This is a genomic window from Methanosarcina mazei S-6, from assembly GCF_000970205.1.
In the GTDB taxonomy this organism is placed as follows: Archaea; Halobacteriota; Methanosarcinia; order Methanosarcinales; family Methanosarcinaceae; genus Methanosarcina; species Methanosarcina mazei.
This window is the reverse complement of record NZ_CP009512.1, coordinates 246,835-272,410: the sequence shown is the minus strand read 5'-3', so window position 1 is coordinate 272,410 and position 25,576 is coordinate 246,835. Positions and strand designations below refer to the sequence as shown.

Genomic DNA, 25,576 nt, shown 5'->3' with positions numbered 1-25,576 from the left:
AGTAATGTATTTTATGCACCAGAGAGTGAGAAGGGGAATTAATGGTCGAAGAAAAGGGCAGAGTTTTAAAAGAAAAAAGTTTGAAGAAAACCCCAACAGGCATAAGCGGTCTGGATGATATAACTTATGGGGGACTGCCTGAGGGGCGCACGACCCTGGTGTATGGAAGTGCGGGTTCGGGAAAGATTCTTATGGCTATGGAATTCCTGGTTAAAGGAGCAGAAAATTACGGCGAGCCGGGGGTATTCATGGCTTTTGAGGAGACCGCTGAGGATCTGGCAGAGAATTTTGCCTCTCTGGGATTCAATCTGGATAGCCTGGAAGCCAGAAACAAGCTAGTGTCATGACAATTTAATTATTGAGCATAATTTATAGTATTTCTATGTCAATACATAACGATTCTTAACTTATAAAATGACCAAAGACTAAATGTTCATGACACTAGTAGTTGATTATGTTCGTATTGATAAGAGCGAAATAGAAGAAACAGGCGAGTATGACCTGGAAGGACTGTTCATAAGGCTCGGGCTGGCTATAGATTCCATAGGTGCCAAACGTGTTGCACTGGATACACTTGAGGTTCTGTTCTCAGGTTTCCAGAACGAAGCGATACTGCGCTCTGAACTCCGCAGGCTCTTCCGGTGGCTAAAGGACAGGGGTGTAACAGCTATAGTCACCGGGGAAAGAGGAGAAACATCTCTTACAAGATACGGACTGGAAGAGTATGTCGCAGACTGTGTAATTTTCCTGGATAACAGAATGGAGGAACAGATTGCAACCAGGCGCCTGCGCATTATTAAGTATAGAGGCTCAAAGCACGGCACCAATGAGTATCCCTTCATGATAGAGGAAGACGGAATGTCGGTACTGCCTATCACTTCATTGGGCCTGGAACATGAGGCATCTAGAGAAAGAATATCTACGGGCATACCGCGCCTGGATACGATGCTTGGAGGGCAGGGTTACTACCGCGGTACCACCATACTTATCTCAGGAACAGCTGGTTCAGGAAAAACCAGTTTTGCAGCCCAGTTCTGTAAAGCTGCATGTGAAAGGGAGGAAAGCTGCCTGTACTTCGCATATGAAGAGTCTCCAGACCAGATAATCAGGAACATGAGGTCCATAGGTATAGACCTCCAACCTTATTTAGACTCTGGACTTCTGAAGATCCATGCATCCAGACCTATGGCGTACGGGCTGGAAATGCATCTGATTACAATGCGCAAATTCCTTGACACCTTCAAACCGAATGTTGTAGTCATAGACCCCATTTCTAACCTGACCAATGTGGGCACTCAGACCGATGTAAGGCTCATGCTCACCAGGTTTATCGATTACTTAAAGCTCAGGAATATTACTGCTGTGTGCACAAGCCTGGTAGAACACGAAAGTACTGCTGGCATTAATGCTGAGGGCATATCTTCCCTTATGGATACCTGGGTCAACCTTCGCTTCTTCGAGAACAGCAATGAGCGCAATCGTGGAATATCTGTTATTAAGTCGAGAGGCATGGGACATTCAAACCAGATAAGGGAGTATCTGCTGACTGATCATGGTATAGAGATTCAGGATGTGTATCTGGGCCCATCCGGTGATCTGCTTATGGGTTCTTCTAAAGCAGTCCAGGAAGCTGAAGAACTGGCAGAGGCAGTGGCTCAAAGACAGAATGCTGATAGAAAAAAGAGAGAACTTGAGACCAGGCTCAAATCTCTGGATACCCAGATTGCCAGCTTGAATTCTGAATATGAGACGCTGAAAGAGGAGCTTGACAGGCTTGTCTCCGACCAGCAACTGAGGAACGAAGCGCTTGCAACTGGCAGAAGTGAGCTGGTTCGAATAAGGAAAGCCGATAAGCCCTGAATGGGCGTGGTTTATGCAGGCAACAATCTCAAAACCCGGGCAAGTGGACATTTTCGTTATCCAATAGTCTATGTTAAAAATGTATGGGGTTCAAAAAATAAGAGAAGGGGGCTTCCAGGGAAAAATTGCTCCTTCTTATGTTCAAATGGTGGAAATTATATGGGAAATGCGGCACAAAGCGAAAACGGGCCCGAGCTTCTCGAGTCTGATACGACGTCTGAGCAGGAATTTTATATCCTGAGGCTATACGTAGCTGGTCAGACTAAAAAGAGTTTGACAGCCTTCGCCAACTTAAAGAAAATCTGCGAAGAACATCTGGGCGGCAGGTACAGGATTGAAGTCATCGATCTTCTGGAGAACCCGCAGCTGGCTAAAGGAGATCAAATATTAGCTGTTCCAACACTGGTTAGAAGACTCCCTCCACCAATAAAGAAAATTATAGGAGATCTCTCGAATACGGAGCGAGTCCTGGTAGGCCTGGATTTGCGTCCTGTGGAGTGATGCTAATGTCTGATACCGAAGAGGCCAGAAAGTCAGATGTTAAGGACTCAACAGCAGCCTTTGAAGAAGCCCTTGCCAAAGGAGAAGATAACAACATATATGTTCTGCGCCTCTATGTCGCAGGGATGGGGCCCAAATCAATACAGGCGATAAACAATATCAAGCATATATTTGAAGAGTATGCGCCCGGCAAGTATGAGCTTGAGGTCATTGATATCTATCAGCATCCTGTCTTTGCCAGAGATGAGCAGATAGTGGCAGCTCCTACTCTTATAAAAGAGCTCCCTCCACCATTAAGAAAGCTCATAGGCAGCATGTCAGATACCGAAAGGGTCCTTATGGGGATGGACCTGAAATCAAAAAAAGATAAAGAATGCTAAAAATGCAATTTTTGGGGAAGGGCGTTGTAAATATGAGTTCAAAATTGGCGAAAGACCAGGGAAACGTGCCATATCAGAAGCTGTTAGATAAAAATCATGCCCTGGAAGCAGAGTTACAGGATCTAAAAATGCGGCTGGAAGAGGCTGAAGAACTCAGGCGTGCCATCAGTGAGGGGGATCTGGATGCTCTGATTATACCTGGACCTCAAGAAAAATTGATTTTCACCCTGGATAGTGCCGACCGTGCATATCGTGTTCTTGTGGAGGCAATGAATGAGGGTACTGCCACCCTTGCCTCCGACGGTACTATTCTTTACTGCAATCGCCAATTTGCAGAACTCACAAAGATGTCATCCGGGGCTGTAGTAGGTACGTCTATTTATGGATTTATTGCGCCAGAAGATGCTATTACCTTTAAGGCACTCCTGAAACAGAAAAACAGTGTAGGGGAGTTGAAATTTAGGGCTCAGGGTGGTACGTCTGTACCAGTATACCTGTCTATCAGTTCATTGCAGTCCGAGGGATCACCAAGTGCATGGTGCCTTGTGGTTACAGACCTGACTGAGCAGAAGAAGAATGAAGAAATAGTTGCTGCTGAACGTCTGGCCCGGTCAATTATAGAACAGGCTGCCGAAGCCATAGTAGTCTGCGACACGACTGGAAGGATCACATATTTCAGCAACACAGTGTCCAAGGTCTGTAAATGCGATCCGGCGTTCAAGAGATTTGAAGATATCATAGATATCCGGTTCTCAGAAGGAAAAGATGCAGGAAAAAGTATTCTTCCGGTCTCCTCTGCTCTGAAAGGAGATACCATCCTTGGATTGGAAGCAATCTTAGAATATAAAAGTTGCCAGAAGTTCAACCAGAAGCTCCATTTACTATTAAATTCAGGACCTCTCAGAAACTCCAATGGCAGGATAATAGGCTGTGTAGTAACTCTCACGGATATCACTGAGCGCAAGAAAATGGAAAGGGAGCTTCAAGAGAGTGAGGAAAAATACCGAAATATCGTAGAGACAGCAAACGAAGGTATATGGATACTTGACCCTGAAGCCAGAATTACTTATGTTAATCAGAGAATGGCAGAGATGCTGGGATACAATCATGAAGAAATAATTGGAAGGTCTGCATGGGACTTTACCGGTGATGAAGGAAAAGAAGCTGCCAAGCAGAGTATGGAAAAAGGAAAGCAGCGTATTGATAGAGATCATGAATTAAAATTAATAAGCAAAAATGGTACGCCTCTATGGACAATTGTAAGTGCTAAAGCTCTTTTTGATAAAGATGGCAATTTTATGGGCTCTATGAAGATGCTTACAAACATTACCGAAAGAAAAGAAGCAGAAGTTAAACTAAAACAAACCCTCAACAATTTGGAAAAATTAGTTCAGGAACGCACGATAGAGCTTGAGAAGGCTTACGGCTCATTAAAAGAAAGCGAAAGAGGTCTTGCTGAGGCTCAAAAAATGGCACACATCGGAAACTGGGATCGGAGTCTTATAACTAATGAAGTTCACTGGTCTGATGAAGTTTATCGTATTTTTGGATTTAAGCCTAAGGAATTTGGAGTAACTTATAGCACATATTTAAATTGTGTACATCCTGACGACCAAGACCGAGTAATTAAGGCAGCTAAACAGGCTTTAGAGGGAAAACTCTCCAGTATTGATTACAGGATTGTCCTGAACAATGGGGAGGAGCGTGTAGTCCATGAGGAATTCAAAGTTGTCTTTGATGAGAAAAGTAATCCTGTCCAACTCAGAGGAACAGTTCAGGATATTACGGAGCGTAAAAAAGCTGAAGAAACCCTGGAAAAAATGGACAAAATCCGCATAAAAGAAATCCACCACAGAATCAAAAATAACCTGCAGGTTATATGTTCTCTTCTCAGTCTTGAAGCTGAAAGATTCAGTGACGAAAAGATGCTTGAAACTTTGAAAGAGAGCCAGAACCGTGTAGCTTCAATGGCTCTGATACACGAAGAGCTCTACAAAGGAGATAAAAACGACACCCTTGACTTTGCAGCTTATCTCCGCAAACTCACTGCTGATCTATTCAGCTCATATAATCTAGGAAATGACAATATCAGCTTGAAAATGGATCTTGAGCAGGTATATCTGGATATGGATACAGCAATCCCTCTTGGTATCATTGTAAATGAACTGTTTTCAAACTCCCTGAAGCATGCTTTCCCTGCTGGAAGCGAAGGCGAAGTCCATATAAGCCTGAGAAGAGCTGAGACTTTTGACAAAGGAAACAATGTATCAGACTCGGACCAGCACTGCAACGAAATAGATAATTTCCGATACATACTCAGAGTGGCTGACAATGGAAAGGGCATATCAAAAGAAATAGAGATCGAAAATGCTGATTCTCTAGGGCTCCAGCTTGTAAATATCCTTGTTGACCAAATAGACGGCTGTGTAGAGCTCAGTAGAAATTGCGGGACAGAATTTACAATCTGGTTTGGGGATAAAGAGCCGTAAGCTCTTCAATTTATGGCTGTCTATTCAAAACCCGTTTTCACTTAAATATCCACAAAAGTTCCATAACTACTTTTCCGATCAGTAGCTCGATTTATTACTTAAGTCAAGATCCAAAAATTAGTTTTAAGTTTAGAATTGGCTCGCCAGATACTGGGAATCCAAGAATTTATTATTGCTCTATTGCGGCAGCTACTAAAAATCCTATAAAAAGCCCGGTAAGAATTGTACCTAAAACTGTGCCTGTCGTTAAATTGTTCGCTGTATTAAATGCTGCAAGCATTATCACAACAAATATGATGAATACTAGAATACCAATTGCAGATGAATTTCTATTTTCCCCCATTTTTATTTTCCCCTATGATATAATTGGTGCAATATAATAATAAATATTGCTATTAGACTCAGGTACATACCTTAATCCATCTAAGCCTGACAGATGCTAGGAACTAAACGATCCAAAATTGTTGTCGAGACAGTCCTTATGCAGAGGTTAGGGCAAAAAATAAAAAACAGGTCACCATATAGATTTTTTTCCGATTCTTATGAGTTTAATAAAGAGGAATATTCATCGATTTCTCAGGATCACATTTGCCGTATCTTATTTTCCCTCTGTGTGCTTATTATTCTCTGTAACATAAGCTTGGAGAACAGAATCAAAAAATATAGTACTTCAGTTTTTTAGCTTTATTTTGCAGTACTTGCCAGTATATAAGTACTACGGACAGAATAATACAGTACTGCAAAATAAAAGAGGGATTGAATGATAGATTTTGCCTGCAAAGAGTTCAAAGTAGAGGATGTAATCAAGTGCGCCCTCAACCTTACAAAAGCTGATCTGAATGTTATGAAGTCATTCTTAAATGAACCTGACAGATGGATTGATACTGATGCCCTTTCAAAATCTCTGAAACTTGATGTTTCTACAGTCCAGCGCTCCGTAAAAAAGCTGCATGAGAAAGAGATCCTTCAGAGATCGCAGCAAAACCTTGACGGAGGGGGCTATGTTTACATTTATAAAATATATTCAAAAAACCAGATAAGGAATATCATTCAAAAAATCGTCCAGTCCTGGGCTGATAGACTCGGACAGGAACTGAAAGAATGGGAAAACGGAGGCGAATAAAATACTCAAAATCACACCCTACCTGGGAATACTTGTACTGATCGTTTCTATCGGCGGACTCTGGTATCCTGCACTCGGCTACTTTATGCTGCTGATCTTTGCTGCAATCTTCCTGAGCAGCCCTTTCAGAGGAAGATGGTTCTGTGGAAATCTCTGCCCTAGAGGTAGCCTTGTGGACTTTGGAGTCAGTAAAATCTCAAAGAAAAGGAAAATACCCGATGCATTCCGGAGTCTCTGGGTCCGCCTGCCAATATTTTTCCTGATGATGGGATTTATGGGCTACAGGGTAGCAAGCACTATCGGAGGCCTCAATACATTTGAAAAGATAGGCATGATCTTTGTAATGATGTGCCTTGTAACCACTTCAATTGCAGTTCTCCTCGGAACTTTCCTGAGCCCCAGAGCCTGGTGTTCTTTCTGCCCCATGGGGACCGCCCAGCGCCTTATTGGAGGGAATAAGTACCAGCTGAAACTTGAAAAAGATAAATGCGTTAACTGCAAAAAATGTGAAAAAGTCTGCCCCATGCAGCTTAAGATTTGCCAGACCGGAGCAAATCCCGATTGTATAAAATGCGGGCGCTGCGTGAGTATCTGCCCCAGAGATGCCCTCCATTTCTAAACTATTAACTTTAATAATTAACTTAGACCGTTATTAACATAGGTTATTATTAATTAAGATCATTATCGACTTAGGTTATTATTAATTAAGGTCATTATCGACTTAAATTATTTTTATAGTTATGAATTGATAAAACGTCGCTGAGTTACATCAGGAAAAACAGAAAAACGAAAGATAAAATCCGTAAATAGAAGGGAAAAAACCAGAATTCTATCGATTAACCCTTTTTCAGATAAAAACTGGTTTTTTTACACCTTATAAAGTATTTTTTCAATCGATTGTATCTGCAGGTCTTTCTACTTCCTTTTTTAAATTAAAAATGTCCTCTATATTGAGCTGCAATAATCAATACTTATCAGTCTTTTTGAGTTCAGCCCACTATTAGAAATAATCTGGAAGTTTTCCCTTTAAGCAAAATCCGCTCACAGGAAAAATCCATGATTTTCTTTCCCGAGGAAGAACTGGGGAAGCAGAACTCGGGAGGAGAAATTCGAGCCTATTAAAAGAACCAGCAGACCCTTTTTTCCAGATTAGGAACCTTTCCTCCAGAGGAATTCTTATATAGAAGTGCTTGCATTAAGAATAGGAAAATTAAGCACAAAAAAAAGTGCTCAGGAATACAACTAATAGAAATTCACACTATTTCATATCATTAAAAAGGAGATTGAATTTTTGGCAGCACAACCGATCTTTATATTAAGGGAAGGCAGCAAGAGAACCCACGGTTCAGACGCTCAGCACAATAACATCATGGCCGCAAAAGCTGTAGCTGAAGCAGTAAGAACGACTCTTGGGCCAAAGGGTATGGACAAGATGCTTGTAGATGCGATGGGAGACGTCGTCATTACAAATGACGGAGCAACCATCCTGAAAGAAATGGACATCGAGCACCCCGGTGCAAAGATGATTGTGGAAGTCGCAAAGACCCAGGATGCCGAAGTAGGAGACGGGACAACCACAGCAGCCGTACTTGCAGGAGAGTTACTTACAAAGGCAGAAGACCTGCTTGAAAGCGGCGTACACCCGACTGTTATCGCAAGCGGTTATAGGCTCGCAGCAATCCAGGCTGTAAAGATCCTTGACACAATTACAATCAGCGCATCCCCTGAAGACACAGAGACTCTTGAGAAGATCGCAGGCACAGCCATCACTGGAAAGGGTGCAGAATCCCACAAGGCTCACCTCTCCAATCTTGCAGTCCGTGCAATCAAGTCCATTGTTGAGAAAGATGAAAATGGGAAGATCACTGTCGACATAGAAGATGTTAAAACAGAAAAGAGGCCAGGCGGAAGCATTAAGGACTCTGAGATTGTCGAAGGTGTAATTGTCGACAAGGAACGCGTCCACACCGGCATGCCGGAAGTTGTGAAGGATGCAAAGGTCCTTCTTTTAAGCGTGCCAATCGAACTCAAAAAGACAGAAACCAAAGCCGAAATAAAGATCACCACTCCCGACCAGATGCAGCTTTTCCTCGACCAGGAAGAAGCAATGCTCAGGGAAATTGTAGACAAAGTGATTGATACCGGCGCAAACGTAGTATTCTGCCAGAAAGGAATTGACGACCTCGCCCAGTACTACCTGACAAAAGCAGGCATTTTCGCAATGCGCAGAGTAAAGAAGAGTGACATGGACAAGCTCTCCAGAGCCACAGGCGGAAGAATCATCACCAACCTGGACGAAATCGACGAATCCGACCTCGGCTATGCAGGTATGGTGGAAGAAAAGGACGTCACAGGTTCAAGGATGACCTTTGTTACGGGCTGTAAAGACAGCAAGACCACCTCTATCCTTCTCCGCGGCGGAACCGAGCATGTTGTGGACGGACTTGAGAGAGCCCTTGAAGACGCTCTCAGGGTCGTTGGTGTTGCCCTAGAAGACCAGAAGATTGTTGTCGGTGGCGGCTCCCCAGAAATAGAACTGTCCCTCAGGCTCAAAGAATATGCAGCAACCCTCAAAGGAAGGGAACAGCTTGCAGTAACAAAATTCGCAGAGTCTCTGGAAGTTATCCCGCAAACCCTTGCAGAGAATGCAGGGCTTGACCCGATTGACATGCTTGTAGAAATGCGCTCACAGCATGAGAAAGGAAACAAGAGGGCTGGACTTAACGTCTACAAGGGCAAGATCGAGGATATGTTTGAAAATAACGTGGTCGAACCCCTTAGAATCAAGACCCAGGCAATTAATGCAGCAACAGAAGCTGCAATCATGGTCCTCAGGATCGATGATGTTATCGCTTCCACAGGCGGCGGAAGAGCAGCTCCAGGCGGAATGCCAGGCGGCGACATGGAAGACATGATGTAAAGAGACTTAGAATAAAATCAAAACTTAACAGAAGGTTGCCGGAAAAGCTTAATTTTTCGGCATCCTCTTTCAAAAACATTTTAAAAAATTTTTTACTTGGAAGGCAAATAAATTTCTTTCCTGAAGTGATTCAGGATAAAATTTTGGGGCTTCAGATAAATTTCATTATATAGATGCCCTTTTTAAGAGACACCTCTTTTTTGAGAATACTTACTAAAAATTAAATGAAAATTAAAGAGAATACGTTTTTTTCAAAAAATTAGCCACAATAATCCGGATTTTAAAGCCGAATATTATAAGAGGGTTAATGGCTCCAAAAAACATATTCGGAACTGGGTTCTGGCAAGTATACCAATCAAATAAACTTTAACGGGCTTCGTAGCAGGAGATCTCCCTTGCGTCTACTATAACGGGTTTTCCTATTTCGTTTGAGATAACGTTCCTTACCCTTGCCATACATCTGCATTCAAGCTGAATGCGTGCTGACAGAGCTTCTCGCTCTTCAATATAGAGTTCACTTGAGCTTACAAAAGAGTGGACTGAGATCTGCTTCTGGACAACTCTTGCTATAAGCCCCTGGGTCCCATCAGTTAGATCCTGAAGGCTTGTGGAAGTCAGGAGAACACTGTCTCCTGCATTGAGTCCTAGTACTCCAAAGAAGTTCTGCGGATTTCGGATCTCAAGAGTCCTGAGATCGTGCTTTTTCAGGATCTCGATCACGGAGTCGGCAATTCCTGTTAACGTAATGTACTCCATGAGATCACCCGTACATTGGGAACTCCTTTTTGACTTCTCCTTTCCGCTCGGTAGCCTGAACGTCTTCAGCAAGCCTCTGGAGTTCGATTTCTATGCGCTCGGCCTGTTCTATGAGCCTGTCAGTGCTGATTGAAAGCCCGTAAAGCTCATTGAGGACTCCAATAACAGAAGATGCAGCCCTTGGATCAGGGTTCTGGGTCCTCGTAGCCCCAAGGAGACTGATTGCAGGAATCCCACGCAGCAGACATTCAGCCATTACGCTGCCCGAAATTCCGGAAATAGTTCCCATCTGGAAAATCTCGACCTTATCCCTGATTTTGTCCAGCATTTCCGGAGTGGTAGCTGCTCCGAAGACCTTATGGCCTCCGTCCATAATTGCAATCCCTGCAATGGAAGCAATCTCTTTTACATTGATAGCCTCAGCCCAGTCTACAAGAGCATTACTTACATCGTAGGAAACCGAATGGCTGATAGGAATGTCGGAAATAACTATAATGAGATTGTGCTCTACATTTTCGTAGATCCTTACAGGCATGTTTATAAGCCCCTCATAAAGCACCGCGATTGAGGGGAAATACCTGGAATCAATGGAGCCTATGTACTCCATGTTCAGCTCTTCGATGATATGCTGACTTGCAATATTCCCCACAAGCCCGATTCCGGGAAAACCTTCAATCAAAACAGGATTTTTTGATTGTACAGGTTTCGTAATAATCTTCACGTCATTGTCGTCATAGTCTGTCGTAGTTGACAAAAAACCACCTCATGAAATACAACCCCTATGAGTATATCTGATCTAATCCTAAATAAACAAGTTTCTTGCCGGCCCGGACCTGTACTACCTTCTGCACAGGCATCAATAAAAAAATATCGATGATTCCGGGATTTCGGATGCCATAACCCTCTTTTTTATTAAAAGAGAATCCTTTTAATATATATTTCTTCTTACTACAGAGAAAAAATAATTCTGATCAGAAACAGTTATTCTAATTGTTATGTTTCCCCCATCCGGCGTTTGCTATATATTTCAGATATAAACCGAATTTAAAGAAGGCCTTAAAGAATATAGGAAGTTTACAGGAAAGAAGAAAAGTAAGAGAAATCCGCAAAAAAAATAGTTGTAAAAGCAATCCATAAGTGAAGCTGAAACAAAGATAGAAGCAGAACAAGTAAAAGCAGAACAAGTAAAAGCAGAATAAATAAAAGAAGGATAAATAAAAGCATAATAAATAAAAGTAAGATAAATAAAAGCTGAATGAATAAAAAAAGGATAAATAAAAGCGGGATAAGTAAAGGCAGAATTAGTAAAGTAGCTCAATAGGCACGAAAGCCGAATAAAACACAAAGCGATTGTAATAATCAATTAAAAAAGCTCATAAAAAATAAAAACCGACTACAGGAGAGAGTAATTTATGGAAAAACCAGTTCTTTATCTGGACAGAGTAGGAGAAGAAAACACCGAAGCTGTTATTGGGGCTGCAGCAAAAAGAGCAGCAGAGCTTGGAATCTCACGTATCGTAGTTGCCAGTACAAGCGGAAAAACTGCCTTAAAAATGGCAGAGGCGGTAAAAGGCAGCAACATAAAGGTAATTGGGGTTAGTCACCAGTACGGTCAGAAAGAGAAAGGCGAATGGGAAGTGGAAGAAGAGTACAGAAAGAAACTCGAAGAGCTTGGAGCAGTGATTACTACCCAGTCGCACATGTTTTCCGGTATAGAACGTTCCATCACAAAGAAATTCGGAGGATATTCAAGGATCGAAGTAATATCAGATACCCTTCGCTCCCTCTTCGGAAAAGGTTTCAAAGTGGCTATAGAAGTTGCCATTATGGCAGCGGATTCAGGTCACATCCCGGTATCAGATGATACTGAAATCATCGCTATAGGAGGAACAAGATGGGGTGCAGATGTAGCTCTTGTGCTGAAGCCGGCTCACAGCAATGACTTCTTCTCCCTTCAGGTAAGGGAAATAATCGCAATGCCAAGGGCAAAAGAAGACTGATGCTGAAATAGATTGGGGGAAGAAAAAAGGGGATAAGAAAGACAGATGCAGCTTTTTATCTGTCCCGAACTCCTTCCAATCCCCAAAGATAAATATATCTGAGCGGCATCTATAACCGCGGCATGTCAGCAATATTTGAAATTATCGATAAGGACGCAGGCGGCAGGATAGGAAAACTCAGGACTCCTCACGGAGTGGTTGAGACCCCTACAGTCATGCCTGTTATCAATCCGAACATCCAGCTTATTTCCCCGAAAGAAATGAGAAGTTTCGGGGCAGAGATTCTGATCACCAATTCCTACATTATTTACAGGAAAGAAGAACTGCGTACTGTCGCCCTTGAAAAAGGGTTACACGAGCTACTGGGTTTTGACGGCCCGATTATGACAGACTCCGGCTCTTTCCAGCTTTCAGTATACGGGTCTGTGGAAGTTACAAATGAAGAGATCCTCGGGTTCCAGGAAAAAATAGGAAGCGACATTATAGTCCCACTTGATATCCCGACCCCTCCGGATGTCCATTTTAGAAGAGCGGAAGAAGAACTTGCGACCACAGCCGAGCGCCTTGAAGCTGCCCGTAAATTCATCCAGAGCAAACAGCTCCTCGCAGGTCCTGTCCAGGGTTCAACATATCCGGAACTCAGGGAAAAGGCTGCATCCCACCTTAAAGATTTGAATTTTGAAGTTTATCCCCTGGGAGCAGTTGTGCCTCTCATGGAATCCTACCGTTATGCAGAGCTTGTTGATGTAATTGCAGCATCCAAAAAAGGACTTTCTCCAACCTCACCTGTCCATCTTTTCGGGGCAGGGCACCCGATGATGTTTGCCCTTGCAGTTGCCCTTGGCTGCGACCTTTTTGATTCGGCAGCTTATGCCCTTTACGCAAAAGATGGTCGTTATATTACCTCAAACGGGACATACCACCTGGAGAAACTGAACTACCTGCCCTGTTCCTGTCCTGTCTGCTCCAGATATACTGCCGAAGAATTAAGAAAAGCTAAAAATAAAGAAGAACTTCTCGGGCGGCATAACCTTTATGCGACTTTTGCGGAAATCCGGCTTATTAAACAGTCTATTAAGGACGGAAAACTGCTTGAGCTTGTTGAGCAGCGCTGCCGTGCCCACCCGAAACTCCTTGACGGTCTGAAGAGGCTCTATACTCACTCTGCATGGCTGGAACAGTTTGATCCTGCAACTAAAGGCACTTATTTCTACTGTGGGCCGGAGTCTGCTTCCAGACCTGAGGTTCTGCGTTTCGGGAAGCGCCTGGAAAGGTTCAGCATTGAAGGTTCGGCGATCATACGTACATCTCCGGTTAAAGGAGAAAAGGACTATGACCGGATTCTGACATTTAAAGCTCCATTCGGGGCCTTCCCGGCAGAAATGGAAGAAGTGTATCCCTTCAATGCCGAGGTTCCAAAATTTCCGGACTACGAAGCTCTCAGCACGTCCCTGTCAAATACAATTAAACTGATGGATCTGAATCCCGGGGCAGAATTTACCTTTATCTGCGAAAAAGAGTTCCAGCATCCTTTAATTGAAGAAATCGGAAAAAAGGCAAAGCTTGTATACAGGGAAGCCTGGAAAAAAGAATAAGCAGGCTTAAAGACTGCAACTTGAATAGAACAGACTTCTATTAAATTTTTGAGAATTGAAGGGCGGAATATCGGTTAGGTTTAGAACCCTGCTCAATAACCCTTCCAATTGTCTAACTTTCAACTCTCCCGCATTGGCAGAATCTTTCGGTAAAAAAGAAAAAGGAAACTTTTTTGAAATGCGAAAGTTTATAGGACTATTTGTAAACAAGCTCTTAAACCGAAAAAATCCCGAAACACGAAATTCCGGATACAGAAAACTCCTTATAAACCGAAAAACCAAAGGTGAAACTATTGTCCCTTACAGCAAGAATAGGGGAGCTCAGTCCCTACCTCCGGCTGCTGAGGCCCGAACTATACTATATGGACCTTACCCTCCCGGCCTCAAGTGCAATTCTCGCTTCTTACCTGGCAACCGGAGAGCTCCCCGAAATTCTCCCATTCCTGGTTGCCGTAGTCGGAGGCTTTGCGGCCATAACCAGTTCATATGTCTTCAATGACTGCTGTGATATTGATATAGACACGATCAATCTTCCAGGCAGGCCCCTTCCTTCCTCAAAGGTTTCGAAAAACTCAGCAATGCTATATGCCGGGCTGCTTTTACTGATTGCGGGAGCTGCTGCTTTTTACCTGAACCCTGAATCTCTTGTGGTTCTCTTTATCGCAGCTGCAACCATAACAATTTACTCGATCTTTGCAAAAAGAAACACCTTTCTAAGTTTTCTGCCTGTGGGGATATCTTATGGTCTCGTGCCTATCGGGGTATGGCTTGCATTTGACCCGGCAGGGATCCTGAAAGGCAGTGATGGAGTAATTCTGCCCCTCCCAGCAATCTGTTTCGGTCTAATGATGTGCGTTACTGACTGGGCTTTTACACTCGGAGGAGTTGCCAGGGATGTGGAAGGGGACAGGTTAAAGGGTGCACCTACAATGCCCGTAACCTTCGGGATCCCCTTTACCGCCAGATTTGTGACCTTCTGGTGGATTGTAGGGGTTATTGCCTCGGTTATCATAGGCTGGTCAGCACATCTGGGCCCGGTATTTTTTGCAGGAGCCCTTGCTTCAGGACTCTGGATGCTCGCTCAGTGCATTGACTTTATAAAACACCCGACGCCTGAGAGAGGCGGCGCACTTTTCCTTAACGGCTCAAATTACAGGGCAGTAATGTTCGGGTCAATGATTCTGGATGTTGTGCTCTGCATATATATTGGGTCTTATACCTCCATACTCTGGTAAAAATCCCTGTTGGGAAGGATAGAAAAAAATGGACGCAGATATAATTGTAATCGGTGCATCTCCTGCAGGGCTCATGGCCGCCAGAAATGCCTGTGAAAAAGGTGTGGATGTGCTTTTGCTCGAAAGGAAAAAAGAGATAGGGAATCCACCCCACCCTGCAAATTCTTTTTTTAAGGGAATGCTTGACAGGTGCGGAGAAAAGGCAGACGCATCTTATGTTGTTCACCACCTCAAAGGGATGAAAATCATCTCCCCGGAAGGACACGAAGTAATAGTGGAAACTCCCGGCTATTCCATTGACAAGACAAAGTTTGACCGGTTTTATGCAGAGAAAGCCGCTAAAATCGGTGTTGATATCAGGACAGGAATCGAAGCAAAGGATATCTGGAGAGAAGGAAAGGAATTTGCTGTTAGCACTTCTGCCGGGAGGTTCAGGTCGAAACTTGTAATAATTTCTGACGGCATCAATTCGAAAATGGCTTCTCTTCTGGGTTTGAAAACAATGAAATACCCTGAAGATATAGCCTGGGGAACCGAGCTGGACATAAGAGCTTCAGGACTGGGCAAACCTGAAATGTTTGAGTATTATGTCGGGAACCATGCCCCTGGCTGGAAAACGACATATGCGCCCAGGGGAGGCAATAACGCAGCTATCGGTGCTTATGTGCGCAGGTGCGGAAAGGACGCGACCCCTTACCTGGATGCATGGGTCGAGCGTTTTAAAAAGCTTAAAGGGCTTGAAGAAATAGAGGTTGTCAGAAAACTTTCCGGAGGAGACCCTATCGTAACCATACCCGGGGAGTATATAAGGGATGGAATAATGGTGGTTGGAGGAGCTGCAGGCCAGTCCGGGATAGGATATGCCATGAGGGCAGGCCAGATATGCGGGGACGTGGCAGCGGATGCCGTAAAGAAAGGTGAGGTCTCAAAAAGTGTTCTCTCGGAATACAGGAAAACCTGGGAAAAGGAATTCAGGGCAGAGCACTACGTGGGCCGTATAGGGCTTGAGACTCTCAGGAAGATGACTGATAGGGAAATCGATGAGATGGCAGAAATATTTGAAAACGAAGACCTCTCCTTTATCCACGGCAGCGCTTTTGAACAGGCTATGCAGGTTTTTACGTTCATGTTGAAGAAGAAGCCTTCAGCCATGCTCAGGTACGGGGCATTTCTGAGAAACAAATAAACAGCAAAATAAACTAACAAAAACATAAATCAACGAAAGAAGTAAACAAAAGCTAAGGCGCTGAAAAGAAGTACCCGGAACTACTGAAAAAGAAGAACTGAAACATGTAATTGAACAACACGGAAAATAAAAGCCACCAGAAATCCAGATGCAGGGAAAATATGCAATACGAGTTTTACAAAAATCCCCTTTTCAGGGTTTATGCCGAAATTGAAGACGGATGCCTTGCGATGAAAACAGGCGGGGCAGTCTCTCCACTGATGAAAAACGTCCTTAAGGCAAATATCTCAATCTTTAACGGCGAAAAGCCTGCAAGAATAGAGGCTGACCGCCTGATCTATTCTACATGGATGCCCCCGATCCCGAGTTCTGGCTTTGACCGCCTTGTTAAAAGCCAGCTTTCATCAATGATAGGGAAAAACATTCCCGACCAGGTAACAATCTCGATTACAGAGGACTGCCCCAACAACTGCATCCACTGTGCCCTTCCTGATACGAAGAACAGAGCGAAACTTTCACCTGAAACAGTCAGGGATGTGATCGACCAGGTTCTCGAAATGGGTACGACCTTTGTTATCTTTGACGGGGGAGAACCTCTGACATATCCAGGTCTGGAAGAGCTTATAAGCTACGTTGACCCTGAAAAAGCCATTACCGGAATGTTCACTTCCGGGGTTGGGCTGACAGAAGAACGCGCAAGGAGCCTCAAGGCTGCAGGGCTTTACTCTCTTACGGTCAGTTTTGACAGCGCATATGAAGAAAAACACGACTATGTAAGGGGCAGGAAGGGAGTATTCAAAAGCGCGGTTGAAGCAGTTAAAAATGGGCTTGCTGCAGGGCTGCTTGTAAATATATACGTGGTGCTCTCACGGGACAATGTCAATGAACTTGATGAGCTTTATAACCTTGCAGCAGGCCTCGGAGCCCATGAACTCTCTTTCTATGAGATAGTGCCTACAGGCAGGTGGATGGACCACGCCTCCGAAATAATGACCCCAAAGGATATGAGAAAATTTGATAACTTTGTGGTTCAGGCACACGAAAAAGAAGGCCCGAGAATTTTTCCGATTCCGCTGGTTATGAGGACAACAGGCTGTATGGCAGGCAGGAAATGGCTGCATATCACGCCAGAAGGAAACATTCTGCCCTGCGCATGTATCCCCATTCCTTACGGGAATGTCCACAAAGACAGGGTGAAGGATATCTGGAAAAAAATCAGGAAAGACCCCGCATATAATGCAAAATGCTGCCTTATGAGGAATCCGGAGTTCAGAGAGAAATATCTGAAACTTCCAGAATGAGCTTCAGACTCAAAGCAAATTTTGAATTTTTCGAGCAGGCAGGGTAAAAAAGTCGAAGCGGCAAAAGGCAAAACTGGAAGCCAGAAAACAGGAATTCCTTTTTTTCATACGACATATGTAGTCTGAGCTTGCCTGCGCAGCAGCTAGTCTAAAGCACAGGCTGCACGGAACTTAACTCGCAGAACAAACAGATACCGGCAAGGTTCTGATAATAGAAAAATAGGTGCAGGTGAGAGCAAAGCTGCTTTCACTTGCAATTGAAATTAAAGATTCAACGAATCTATTTTGTGAGATTGATTAGACTAAACCAGACCTCTGAAGAGTCATCAGGTCTTCAGTGGTGAGCTTTGCTCCGCCCTTGAACTTCTCGAAAATGGATTTTGCATCTTTCTGGAGTTCCGACTTGACAACACGGGACTTTCCATCCTTGTCTTTCTTCTTAAGCTTGAAGATTTCTTTGTCAAGGTCTCTTATTTCCTTCTGGGCGTTGATGAAAATCTTGTGCTGTTCGTCAGCTGCTTCCTGGGCTTTTACAAATTCCCTGTGTGCAATATCTGACTCTGCTCTGGTTCTGTCAGCTTCCTTGAAAGCTGCAATCATCTTCTCGTGGTATTCCTGTGCCTGCCTTGCATACTCTGCAAGCTCGTCATGGAACACTGAAGCTTCATCCCTGATTTTCTGGGCTTCGTCCAGGATATTTTTCAGTTCGAGGTTGCTCTCAAGCTGGACTTTTTTAACATGGTACTGTTTCTGAAGCTGCTGGATCTTACCAACGAGTTCTCTTTCCTTGGTGGTGCTCAGTACTTCTGTCTGCTGGGCGAATTCAAGGCGATCGATGTCTTTCCTTAAGGCTTTGATTGAGGGCCCGCCAAGGTTGTTCTGCTTTCTGATGGTGTCTGCCTTTGCAAACAGTTCATTTGCTCTGGCATTGGTCTCGTCGCGCTTATTCTTGTACTCACTGACTTTCTCGTTAATCTCGTCCCTGAGAACTTTTAATTCCTGGGCTTCGTTGATAAGGTCTTTCGTCTTCTTGTTGAGTTCGTTGCGCTTTGCGGCGAGAGCGCTGGCTTCAGCGTTAAGAGTATTCCTCTTCTCTTTGGATTCTTCAGAAATGTCCTTCAAATCTGATCTTTTTTTCTGCAATTCCTTTAGCATCTCTTATTGTGCCTCCCGGTCCAGCAAAAAAGCTGGCATTTTAGTAGTGTTCGATGTCGACATGCTGTGCCTGATTACAACATTGATAAGAAAGAGATTCAAGAACAGGGATTACGGCCCTCAGGTCTTTTACTGTTATGACCACGTCCGCATACTCCCTAAGGATGGGCTTTGGATTGAAAGCTATGGCAAAACCTGCTATCTCAAAAATACAGGCATCGTTTGCGCCGTCCCCGACAACCACACACTGCTCGGGCCTGACATTGTAGAGCTGTGCCAGTTCCTCGAACACCTTTGCTTTGGAATCACTTTGTGTGACAGGGCCGACAACTTCTCCCAGGAGATAGCCATCTTCCACAAGCAGTTCGTTAGAAACAACAAAATCGATACCAAGCGTTTTACCTATCCTCTCGGCGGCTATGGTAAACCCACCGGAAATCATAGCAGTCTTATAACCCCGACTTTTGACATACAGGACAAGTTCTGCTGCTCCCGGCATTAGATTTATCTGGTTTACAGCATCAAGGGCAGTTTCCACAGGAAGACCCTCAAGAAGTCTGACCCTTTCTGCAAGCGCTTGCTCGAAATCGAGGTCTCCATGCATCGCTCTATTCGTAATCTCCTCTACTTTGCTTACAACACCTGCAGCCCTGGCGAGCTCATCGATAGTCTCAGCGTCTATAAGGGTGCTATCCATATCAAAAACAATGAGTTTGTTTTCAGTAGAATCGTTTATAGGACAGTTCACTCAATCAAAACCTGGACCTGAATATCTATAGATATAGCGGGACAATTCCCGAAATAGGGCATACTGCCCGAAGTACCGTTTCAGAGGTACCCCCACAGTTTTAGATAATATATATGCCCTGACATTAAAAGCCCACCAACGGATAAGTTTGTCAAATTATAATGCGGGTTTCGCGAAAACAAAACCACAAAACAACAGCATTGATGTCAACGTTTTTGACTGAAATAAATCACATCCCTTTTAAGCTTTTCGGAGGAGCTGCAAAATATATCGAATAATGATGATAAATAGAGTAGATATATATAAAATAAAGGTGATAAGGGAAGGAAATTGCCAAAAGGATTATAAACCCTTTGGGAATTCCACTATTGAGAAAAAGGTCAACACAGGATTTTGAAAAAAATGGTCAACATAGGCTTTATAAAAATGGGCAACCTGGGAATGAGCCAGGTTATTAATCTGATCCAGGATGAAATTGCAGCACGAGAAGGAATCACCGTAAGAGTATTTGGTACCGGTGCTAAAATGGCTCCTGCCGATGCTGCAGACACTGAAAGCTTCAAGCAGTGGAATGCTGACTTCGTGGTAATTATCAGCCCGAACGCAGCAGCTCCAGGACCTACCGCAGCCCGTGAAATCTGGAAAGATGTACCCTGCATCATAGTTTCAGACGGCCCTACGAAAAAAGAAGCTCGTGAGGCTTTTGAGCAGGAAGGTTTCGGATACATTATCCTGCCGGTAGATCCCCTTATCGGAGCAAAGAGGGAGTTCCTTGACTCTGTCGAGATGGCATCCTTTAACGCCGACGCTATGAAAGTGCTTTCCATCTGTGGTGTTGTAAGACTTATCCAGGAAGAACTTGACAAAGTGACAGAACAGGTCGCATCCGGAAAGTCAGGAAAGGACCTGGAACTCCCGCACATTTTCGCTAAACCCGAGAAATGTGTCGAACATGCAGGCTTTGCAAACCCCTATGCAAAGTCAAAAGCTCTTGCTGCCCTTCACATGGCTGAAAAGGTTGCTCAGGTCAACTTCCCTGCTTGCTTCATGTTGAAGGAAATCGAGCAGGTATGCCTTACAGCCGCAGCCGGACATGAGATTATGGGAGCTGCAGCACAGCTCGCAAACCAGGCAAGAGAAATAGAGAAATCCAATGACACCGTCTCCAGGATGCCCCATGCAAAGAACGGAGCCGTGTTGAAAAAAGTCAGGTTATATGAAAAGCCAGAGTAATTCTGGAAAAAATATCATTTGTGAAATAACCTGTTATTATTTCTGAAATAAACCTGTTATTAAAACTGGAGGGACTGAAAAGATGTCCCTCTCAATTAAAAGAGATAGGGACAAAGTCCTCCAGCAAAAATACAATTAGTTTGTTGCTTCTTTAGAAGACTTTCTGGTAGTCTTCAATTTTGTATAGATTTTACGCTGTCATTTTTTTGCATCTTCAACTTCTTCCAGCACGGATGCGTATTCCGAAAAGACAGATGAAAGGTCAATTGTAGCCAGAAGGTCAACAATCCCTATAGCCGCAACAATTTTACCATCCCTGGAATGAAGAGGAGCAACTACGACATGTTTACCGCGATACACGCCCTCTGAAGGAGCTTCATGGATAACTTTGTCGGCTTTTAATACTTTTTCAAGTACAGGACCTGTATAGTCCCTGTCAATAACTTTTCCCTTTTCCAGTCTAAGGCCTTTTCTTTTCAGGCTTCTGATGGTTGTAGGGAGCCCGGTTAACGAATGTATTGCAATTGCTATTGACTCAAGTTCTTCAGGACCTGAATCTTCTGAGATACATAGGGAAATAATGTTTTCACCCCCAAAGATATTTGGCAACCAGTACAGGCAAAAAACAGGAATTTCATAACTGAAAAATGAACTCCATTTTTTTTGCCATATTTAGATTATATTTCCAAAGAATATATAATCACTTCTCATTTTCAAGGGCTTTTATCAGCGCCTGTTTATGCAATTCTCCTGATTCATGAATACCTCCAAGGTCACCCCTTGCCGCCCTACAGGGATAGTGCTGGATTAAGAGGCCGGCTTTCGGAGGAGCATCCTTTACAGGCACCCCGACAATTTCCTTTGCCATATGCCACGTACTCCCGCAGGGAGCTCCTTTTAAAACCTTAACTTCAGCGATTTTCCCGTTTTCAGTCCTGACTTCCAGAACAGGAGACCCGAAAATCTCAGCAAAGGGCTTATTGTATAAGTTGGGCTCGAGGGTACAGCAAATTTCGTCTACTTCTATATCCATTCCGGAAATTTCTGAAATCTTTTTAAGTTCAGGGACTGATGCCCTGGAAGGTCCTCCAGGAACAATTAAAGATCGAACCCCGGCTTCTGCGGCAAGCTTTGCAATTGCCTGAGTAAGGTCAGGATGAAGGGAATAACTAATCACGATCTCGGCAGAAAAGACATTCCTGTCGAAATTGAGGTTTTCCAGGAATTCGTCAGGCTCCTCAATGAATGCAGGCACGAACTCAGGCAGATCGGCAGTTACAACCGAGAAGTCACTGTGTTCCTTTATGGTTTCAATAAGGCGGTGCCCGTACTTGCCCCTTGTGATAACTCCTATTATGGTCATTACTAAGCTATTTTTAATGTTTACATAAATAGATACTCATTTTATCCGGAACACTGTCCTGTTAGTTGCCACTGGCTCCTGCAGGCTATAAATACAGATAACGCGTTTCAATAAAACCTGTTAAAACCTGTTAAGAAAAGATAAAAAGGCGGTCTTTATGAGAGGCAAACTGATCACACTCGAGGGTATTGATGGTTCAGGCAAAAGTACAGTTGCAAAAAAAATTCAGGAAAACCCTGAGATTCAGGTATTTGACCCGGTATTTACCAGGGAGCCAACCAGAGGTACACTTACAGGAACTGCCGTAGAAAATGCTATCCAGTCTGAAACTGACCAGCTTGCTGAGCTGTTTCTTTTTACAGCGGACCATGCGGAACATCTGGCAAAGCTTGTAAAGCCTGCACTTGCAAATGGAAAAAACGTAATTTCTGACCGCTATTCAGATAGCCGCTATGCTTATCAGGGAGTTACCCTTAAAAGCAGGTTTGAGAATCCTCTTGAGTGGGTCAGGAGCCTGCACTCAGGATGGACAGTTGTCCCGGATCTTACTTTTCTTTTCGATATAGAACCTGAAATCGCAGTTGAAAGGTGTGGAAAACGAGGAGAACAGACCAAATTTGAGAAAATAGAGTTTTTACAAAATGTCCGAGAAAATTTTCTTATCCTTGCCGCAGAAGATCCGGGTCGTTTCGTGGTAATAGATGCCTCTCGCCCCCAGGAAGAAGTAGAGAAAAAAGTAATTAAAAAGGTTCTTGAGTTTATTCAACGTATTTCTTGAGTTTATTCAACGCATTTTTTTGAGTTTATTCAACGTATTTTTTTGAGTTTATTCAACGTATTGAGTTAGATATTACGGGAAATGAGAAACAGATACGGGAAAAGTAGATTTAATGAAATGTAAAAATAAAAAAGAGGAAGAAAAATCAAGATCAAAGCCCGTTATCATCCGCAAATTTGATCAGGGCTTCACCAAGCATCCGGACATGAGAGGGGTTAAGATTAAATCGAGATTTTTTCATGCCCCCGCGCTCTTTTGCTAACTCTACATATTCCTTTTCGAAACGTTCGCTATGCGCGAGAGAGATGGTCATGTACCAGCCTCCTCCCATCTTGATCTCCACGTAGCCGTCTCCACTGCTTACTCCTTCGCTCTCATCTACCTGTTCTTCAACACTTTCCTCAGTTACTTTTCTTTTTGCCATACTGTAACCTCATAAATTCTTTGTATTTATGATAAAAATTTGAGAATCCAGATAAATCTATTAAATGGGTTATACCTGTAGGGCTATATAAGATGCTCAATACCTTATATACCGGAGGCATAAAGCTGAGTTAAAGATCTTCTGTATATTTACGAATCAGCACCTTATTTTTTAAGTCCCAGGGTCATTACTTCCGGAGAGACCTCACCGGAGTGTATTGCAGTTGCCACCAGAGCGCCCTTTATGCCAAGACTGTCAAGAGCAAAAAGATCTTTCATACCCCTGACACCCCCTGCAAGCAGGACGTCATGTGCTGAGCTCTCAGCCAGTTTGCGCAGGAACTCAGGGTCAAATCCTGAAGCTGTGCCTACCCTGTCGAGATCGAGAAAAATCAGGTCTTTTAGTGGAAGCCTGTTAAGGATTTTTACGATTTCAAATGGGTCTTCAGGGATCTTGGGATCCTGCTTCAGAAGCTTCCCATGTTTTATATCAATGCTGACACTGATACGTCCCGGATTTCTGGAGATTGAATCCTTAATTACCTCAAGAGTGCCGGTCTCCGTGCCTATAACTGCGGTTCCTGCAATAGAAAGTGCTCTGTCAACGTCTTTTGAAGAAGATACACCAGAATCAAGCATGGTATCCGCTTTAAAACTTACCTCCCGGATAATTTCCGCATTCATATCAAGAGGACCTTTTCCCTGAAGAACATTAAGGTCGGCGATGTAAACCTCTTTTGGACGTAAAATTTCAAGTATCTCCAGGGGGTCTGAGGTCCTGCATACAGCGCTTGAATCCGAGACCGGCCGGTAATTTTCCCTTATTCCGCCTTTTGCGAGAACCACGTTACGGTTAAATATGTCCATTACAAAGACTAGTCGGAACATACTTATTTGATAGTTGCATCATCCTATAAAAAAATATAAAATAAACGTTATTGTATATATTAAAGAATATACTGTGTAAAAGATTTAACTCCATGTTTGCTAGAGGCTTTCTATGAAACTGCTTGTAAGTCCAATTAATAGTGAGGAGGCGATTATCGCTTCTATAGGTGGCGCGGACATTGTAGATGTCAAAAACCCTAAAGAAGGTTCTCTTGGAGCCAATTTCCCCTGGGTAATCAGAGAAGTTAAAGCGGTTGTGAACGGCAGGCAGCCAATAAGCGCGACAATTGGCGATTTTAACTACAAACCCGGAACTGCTGCCCTTGCAGCTCTTGGAGCAGCAGTCGCAGGAGCAGATTACATAAAAGTAGGACTTTACGATATTCAGACCGAATCGCAGGCTCTTGAGCTGCTCACGAAAATTACACGGGCTGTAAAAGATTACAACCCATTAAAAAAGGTTGTTGCCTCAGGATATTCGGATTACAAACGCATAAATTCTATTTCTCCTCTTTTACTTCCTGCAGTTGCCGCAGAAGCCGGAGTAGATGTGGTTATGGTGGATACAGGCGTTAAAGACGGAAAATCTACCTTTGAATTCATGGATGAAAAAGAACTGAAAGAGTTTACAGATCTTGCTCACAGCTACGGGCTTGAGAATGCAATTGCAGGCTCTCTGAAATTCGAGGACATTCCTTTGCTTGAAAGGATAGGCCCGGATATAATTGGTGTTAGAGGAATGGTCTGCGGTGGAGACCGGAGCACTTCAATAAGGCAGGAACTCGTGGAAAAGCTGGTGGCTGAGTGCCAGGCCTGAAAAATAGTGTGAATCTGCAGTAATAAAAAATATTTAAAAACTGTGCTGGCATGTCTTTAAGGCAGGCCAGCCAAAAAATAATTATATGGTATATACTTTTTTAATCTGATGTTTATTTTCGGTCATATAGGTATAACCCTGGGAATCTTCTATTTGCTGAGCCGTCTATTTCCGAAAAAGAATATTCCCGTAGACTTTAAATGGATAGCTTTTGGAGCACTCCTTCCGGACTTTATTGACAAACCCCTTGGCAGGATAGTCCTTGCTGAGACCATAGGAAGCGGGAGAATATTTGCCCATACCCTTATTTTTGCGATCCTGCTGGGGCTGGGGGCATACTGCATCTTTTACCATAAAGGCTGGACTGCCCCCCTGATCATTGCAGGCGCTTCATTCTGTCATGTACTTGAGGATCAGATGTGGAACTCTCCCAGAGCTTTTCTCTGGCCGTTTCTCGGATGGGAATTTCCAAGAGACACGTTTTCCGGAGGTTTTATTGAATACTTAATTGGAATCCTTAATCGCTCATACGACCCGGCTTATTCAGGTGTGTTTATTCCGGAAATAATAGGTATAGGAATAATTCTCCTGTTTGCAGGCAACCATATAAGGTCAAAAATGAAAGAAAACCACAGAACAGCTTCCTGACCGAAAAAACACTTTTTTTGACCCAAACGCCTTTTTCAGTTAAATCTAATTGGTTCTTTTTCAGTTAAATGTAATTAGTGCTCACACCACACCTTCTGATGTCCAGTCAGAGGAATAAAAAAGATAAAAAGAAAATAAAAAGTACTCTAATTTTCCGTATAAACCTTTTCGCAGGAG

General features: G+C 43.5%; 26 protein-coding genes. 17 read left to right on the top strand and 9 right to left on the bottom strand.

The features are described 5' to 3' along the window. The first annotated feature begins 41 nt into the window (after positions 1–41). The 5 genes from MSMAS_RS19680 to MSMAS_RS17805 all read left to right on the top strand — a co-directional run bounded on the left by MSMAS_RS19680 (position 42) and on the right by MSMAS_RS17805 (position 5,230). Positions 42–347 (top strand): ATPase domain-containing protein, encoded by a 306-nt coding sequence (locus MSMAS_RS19680; RefSeq protein ID WP_011033038.1) that lies wholly within the window; start codon positions 42–44, stop codon positions 345–347. A gap of 88 nt (positions 348–435) precedes the next feature. Then, on the top strand, positions 436–1,860 hold the full coding sequence (gene kaiC, locus MSMAS_RS01100; RefSeq protein WP_011033039.1) for a circadian clock protein KaiC: 1,425 nt from the start codon (positions 436–438) through the stop codon (positions 1,858–1,860). A gap of 159 nt (positions 1,861–2,019) precedes the next feature. After that, positions 2,020–2,361, top strand: a complete 342-nt coding sequence (gene kaiB, locus MSMAS_RS01095; protein WP_011033040.1) for a circadian clock protein KaiB — start codon at positions 2,020–2,022, stop codon at positions 2,359–2,361. A gap of 5 nt (positions 2,362–2,366) precedes the next feature. Continuing rightward, positions 2,367–2,741, top strand: a complete 375-nt coding sequence (locus MSMAS_RS01090; protein ID WP_011033041.1) for a circadian clock KaiB family protein — start codon at positions 2,367–2,369, stop codon at positions 2,739–2,741. 32 nt (positions 2,742–2,773) lie between these two features. Beyond that, a complete protein-coding gene (locus tag MSMAS_RS17805) occupies positions 2,774–5,230 on the top strand; it encodes a PAS domain S-box protein (RefSeq protein ID WP_162009646.1) in 2,457 nt (818 codons plus the stop codon). A 169-nt stretch (positions 5,231–5,399) separates the two neighbouring features. Here MSMAS_RS17805 and MSMAS_RS18510 read toward each other — a convergent pair whose 3' ends face one another. Further along, entirely contained in the window at positions 5,400–5,573 is a 174-nt protein-coding gene (locus MSMAS_RS18510) for a hypothetical protein (RefSeq protein ID WP_155395169.1), read from the bottom strand. Between the two features lie 417 nt (positions 5,574–5,990). Here MSMAS_RS18510 and MSMAS_RS01080 point away from each other — a divergent pair, with 417 nt between their 5' ends. From MSMAS_RS01080 to thsB, 3 genes are all read left to right on the top strand, one after another. Beyond that, entirely contained in the window at positions 5,991–6,353 is a 363-nt protein-coding gene (locus MSMAS_RS01080; protein ID WP_011033043.1) for a transcriptional regulator, read from the top strand. Between the two features lies 1 nt (position 6,354). Continuing rightward, positions 6,355–6,972, top strand: coding sequence for a 4Fe-4S binding protein (locus tag MSMAS_RS01075; protein ID WP_193334235.1), 618 nt, complete (start codon positions 6,355–6,357; stop codon positions 6,970–6,972). Positions 6,973–7,644: 672 nt separating this feature from the next. Next, the gene (gene thsB, locus MSMAS_RS01070; protein WP_011033045.1) at positions 7,645–9,273 is read left to right on the top strand and encodes a thermosome subunit beta; all 1,629 of its coding nucleotides are present in this window, start codon (positions 7,645–7,647) and stop codon (positions 9,271–9,273) included. 366 nt (positions 9,274–9,639) lie between these two features. Here thsB and MSMAS_RS01065 read toward each other — a convergent pair whose 3' ends face one another. Next, positions 9,640–10,029, bottom strand: a complete 390-nt coding sequence (locus MSMAS_RS01065; RefSeq protein WP_011033046.1) for a DUF473 domain-containing protein — start codon at positions 10,027–10,029, stop codon at positions 9,640–9,642. A gap of 4 nt (positions 10,030–10,033) precedes the next feature. Further along, complete coding sequence (locus MSMAS_RS01060) at positions 10,034–10,783, bottom strand: proteasome assembly chaperone family protein (RefSeq protein WP_011033047.1); 750 nt, start codon at positions 10,781–10,783, stop codon at positions 10,034–10,036. Between the two features lie 658 nt (positions 10,784–11,441). On the opposite strand from MSMAS_RS01060, the gene MSMAS_RS01055 reads away from it, so the two are divergent. From MSMAS_RS01055 to MSMAS_RS01035, 5 genes are all read left to right on the top strand, one after another. After that, complete coding sequence (locus MSMAS_RS01055; RefSeq protein WP_048039628.1) at positions 11,442–12,029, top strand: pyruvate kinase alpha/beta domain-containing protein; 588 nt, start codon at positions 11,442–11,444, stop codon at positions 12,027–12,029. Positions 12,030–12,151: 122 nt separating this feature from the next. Continuing rightward, positions 12,152–13,624: a tRNA guanosine(15) transglycosylase TgtA gene (gene tgtA, locus MSMAS_RS01050; RefSeq protein WP_048039627.1), complete on the top strand. Its 1,473-nt coding sequence runs from the start codon at positions 12,152–12,154 to the stop codon at positions 13,622–13,624. A 293-nt stretch (positions 13,625–13,917) separates the two neighbouring features. Continuing rightward, positions 13,918–14,859: a UbiA family prenyltransferase gene (locus MSMAS_RS01045; protein ID WP_048039626.1), complete on the top strand. Its 942-nt coding sequence runs from the start codon at positions 13,918–13,920 to the stop codon at positions 14,857–14,859. Between the two features lie 28 nt (positions 14,860–14,887). Next, complete coding sequence (locus MSMAS_RS01040) at positions 14,888–16,045, top strand: NAD(P)/FAD-dependent oxidoreductase (protein WP_011033053.1); 1,158 nt, start codon at positions 14,888–14,890, stop codon at positions 16,043–16,045. A 161-nt stretch (positions 16,046–16,206) separates the two neighbouring features. Beyond that, positions 16,207–17,346 (top strand): radical SAM protein, encoded by a 1,140-nt coding sequence (locus tag MSMAS_RS01035; RefSeq protein WP_193334236.1) that lies wholly within the window; start codon positions 16,207–16,209, stop codon positions 17,344–17,346. A gap of 297 nt (positions 17,347–17,643) precedes the next feature. Here the strand turns inward: MSMAS_RS01035 and MSMAS_RS01030 are convergent, their stop codons facing one another. Both MSMAS_RS01030 and serB read right to left on the bottom strand, forming a co-directional pair. Next, positions 17,644–18,501, bottom strand: a complete 858-nt coding sequence (locus tag MSMAS_RS01030) for a coiled-coil protein (protein WP_011033055.1) — start codon at positions 18,499–18,501, stop codon at positions 17,644–17,646. Between the two features lie 40 nt (positions 18,502–18,541). Then, entirely contained in the window at positions 18,542–19,249 is a 708-nt protein-coding gene (gene serB / locus MSMAS_RS01025; protein ID WP_011033056.1) for a phosphoserine phosphatase SerB, read from the bottom strand. A gap of 402 nt (positions 19,250–19,651) precedes the next feature. Between serB and MSMAS_RS01020 the strand changes: the two genes are divergently transcribed. Continuing rightward, a complete protein-coding gene (locus MSMAS_RS01020; RefSeq protein WP_015411578.1) occupies positions 19,652–20,482 on the top strand; it encodes a F420-dependent methylenetetrahydromethanopterin dehydrogenase in 831 nt (276 codons plus the stop codon). A 198-nt stretch (positions 20,483–20,680) separates the two neighbouring features. Here the strand turns inward: MSMAS_RS01020 and MSMAS_RS01015 are convergent, their stop codons facing one another. Beyond that, positions 20,681–21,091, bottom strand: coding sequence for a DUF2111 domain-containing protein (locus tag MSMAS_RS01015; RefSeq protein WP_048039624.1), 411 nt, complete (start codon positions 21,089–21,091; stop codon positions 20,681–20,683). A gap of 91 nt (positions 21,092–21,182) precedes the next feature. Further along, positions 21,183–21,845 carry a DUF166 domain-containing protein gene (locus MSMAS_RS01010; protein WP_011033059.1) on the bottom strand — a complete coding sequence of 221 codons (663 nt, stop codon included), beginning with the start codon at positions 21,843–21,845 and terminating at the stop codon, positions 21,183–21,185. A 157-nt stretch (positions 21,846–22,002) separates the two neighbouring features. Between MSMAS_RS01010 and tmk the strand changes: the two genes are divergently transcribed. After that, positions 22,003–22,623 carry a dTMP kinase gene (gene tmk / locus MSMAS_RS01005; RefSeq protein WP_011033060.1) on the top strand — a complete coding sequence of 207 codons (621 nt, stop codon included), beginning with the start codon at positions 22,003–22,005 and terminating at the stop codon, positions 22,621–22,623. A 151-nt stretch (positions 22,624–22,774) separates the two neighbouring features. Here the strand turns inward: tmk and MSMAS_RS01000 are convergent, their stop codons facing one another. Then, positions 22,775–23,047 (bottom strand): hypothetical protein, encoded by a 273-nt coding sequence (locus MSMAS_RS01000; RefSeq protein WP_011033061.1) that lies wholly within the window; start codon positions 23,045–23,047, stop codon positions 22,775–22,777. Between the two features lie 164 nt (positions 23,048–23,211). After that, on the bottom strand, positions 23,212–23,934 hold the full coding sequence (locus MSMAS_RS00995) for a HisA/HisF-related TIM barrel protein (RefSeq protein WP_011033062.1): 723 nt from the start codon (positions 23,932–23,934) through the stop codon (positions 23,212–23,214). 112 nt (positions 23,935–24,046) lie between these two features. Between MSMAS_RS00995 and MSMAS_RS00990 the strand changes: the two genes are divergently transcribed. Continuing rightward, positions 24,047–24,751, top strand: coding sequence for a (5-formylfuran-3-yl)methyl phosphate synthase (locus MSMAS_RS00990; protein WP_011033063.1), 705 nt, complete (start codon positions 24,047–24,049; stop codon positions 24,749–24,751). A gap of 108 nt (positions 24,752–24,859) precedes the next feature. Continuing rightward, positions 24,860–25,399 carry a metal-dependent hydrolase gene (locus MSMAS_RS00985; protein WP_048036617.1) on the top strand — a complete coding sequence of 180 codons (540 nt, stop codon included), beginning with the start codon at positions 24,860–24,862 and terminating at the stop codon, positions 25,397–25,399. Positions 25,400–25,576 lie beyond the last annotated feature (177 nt).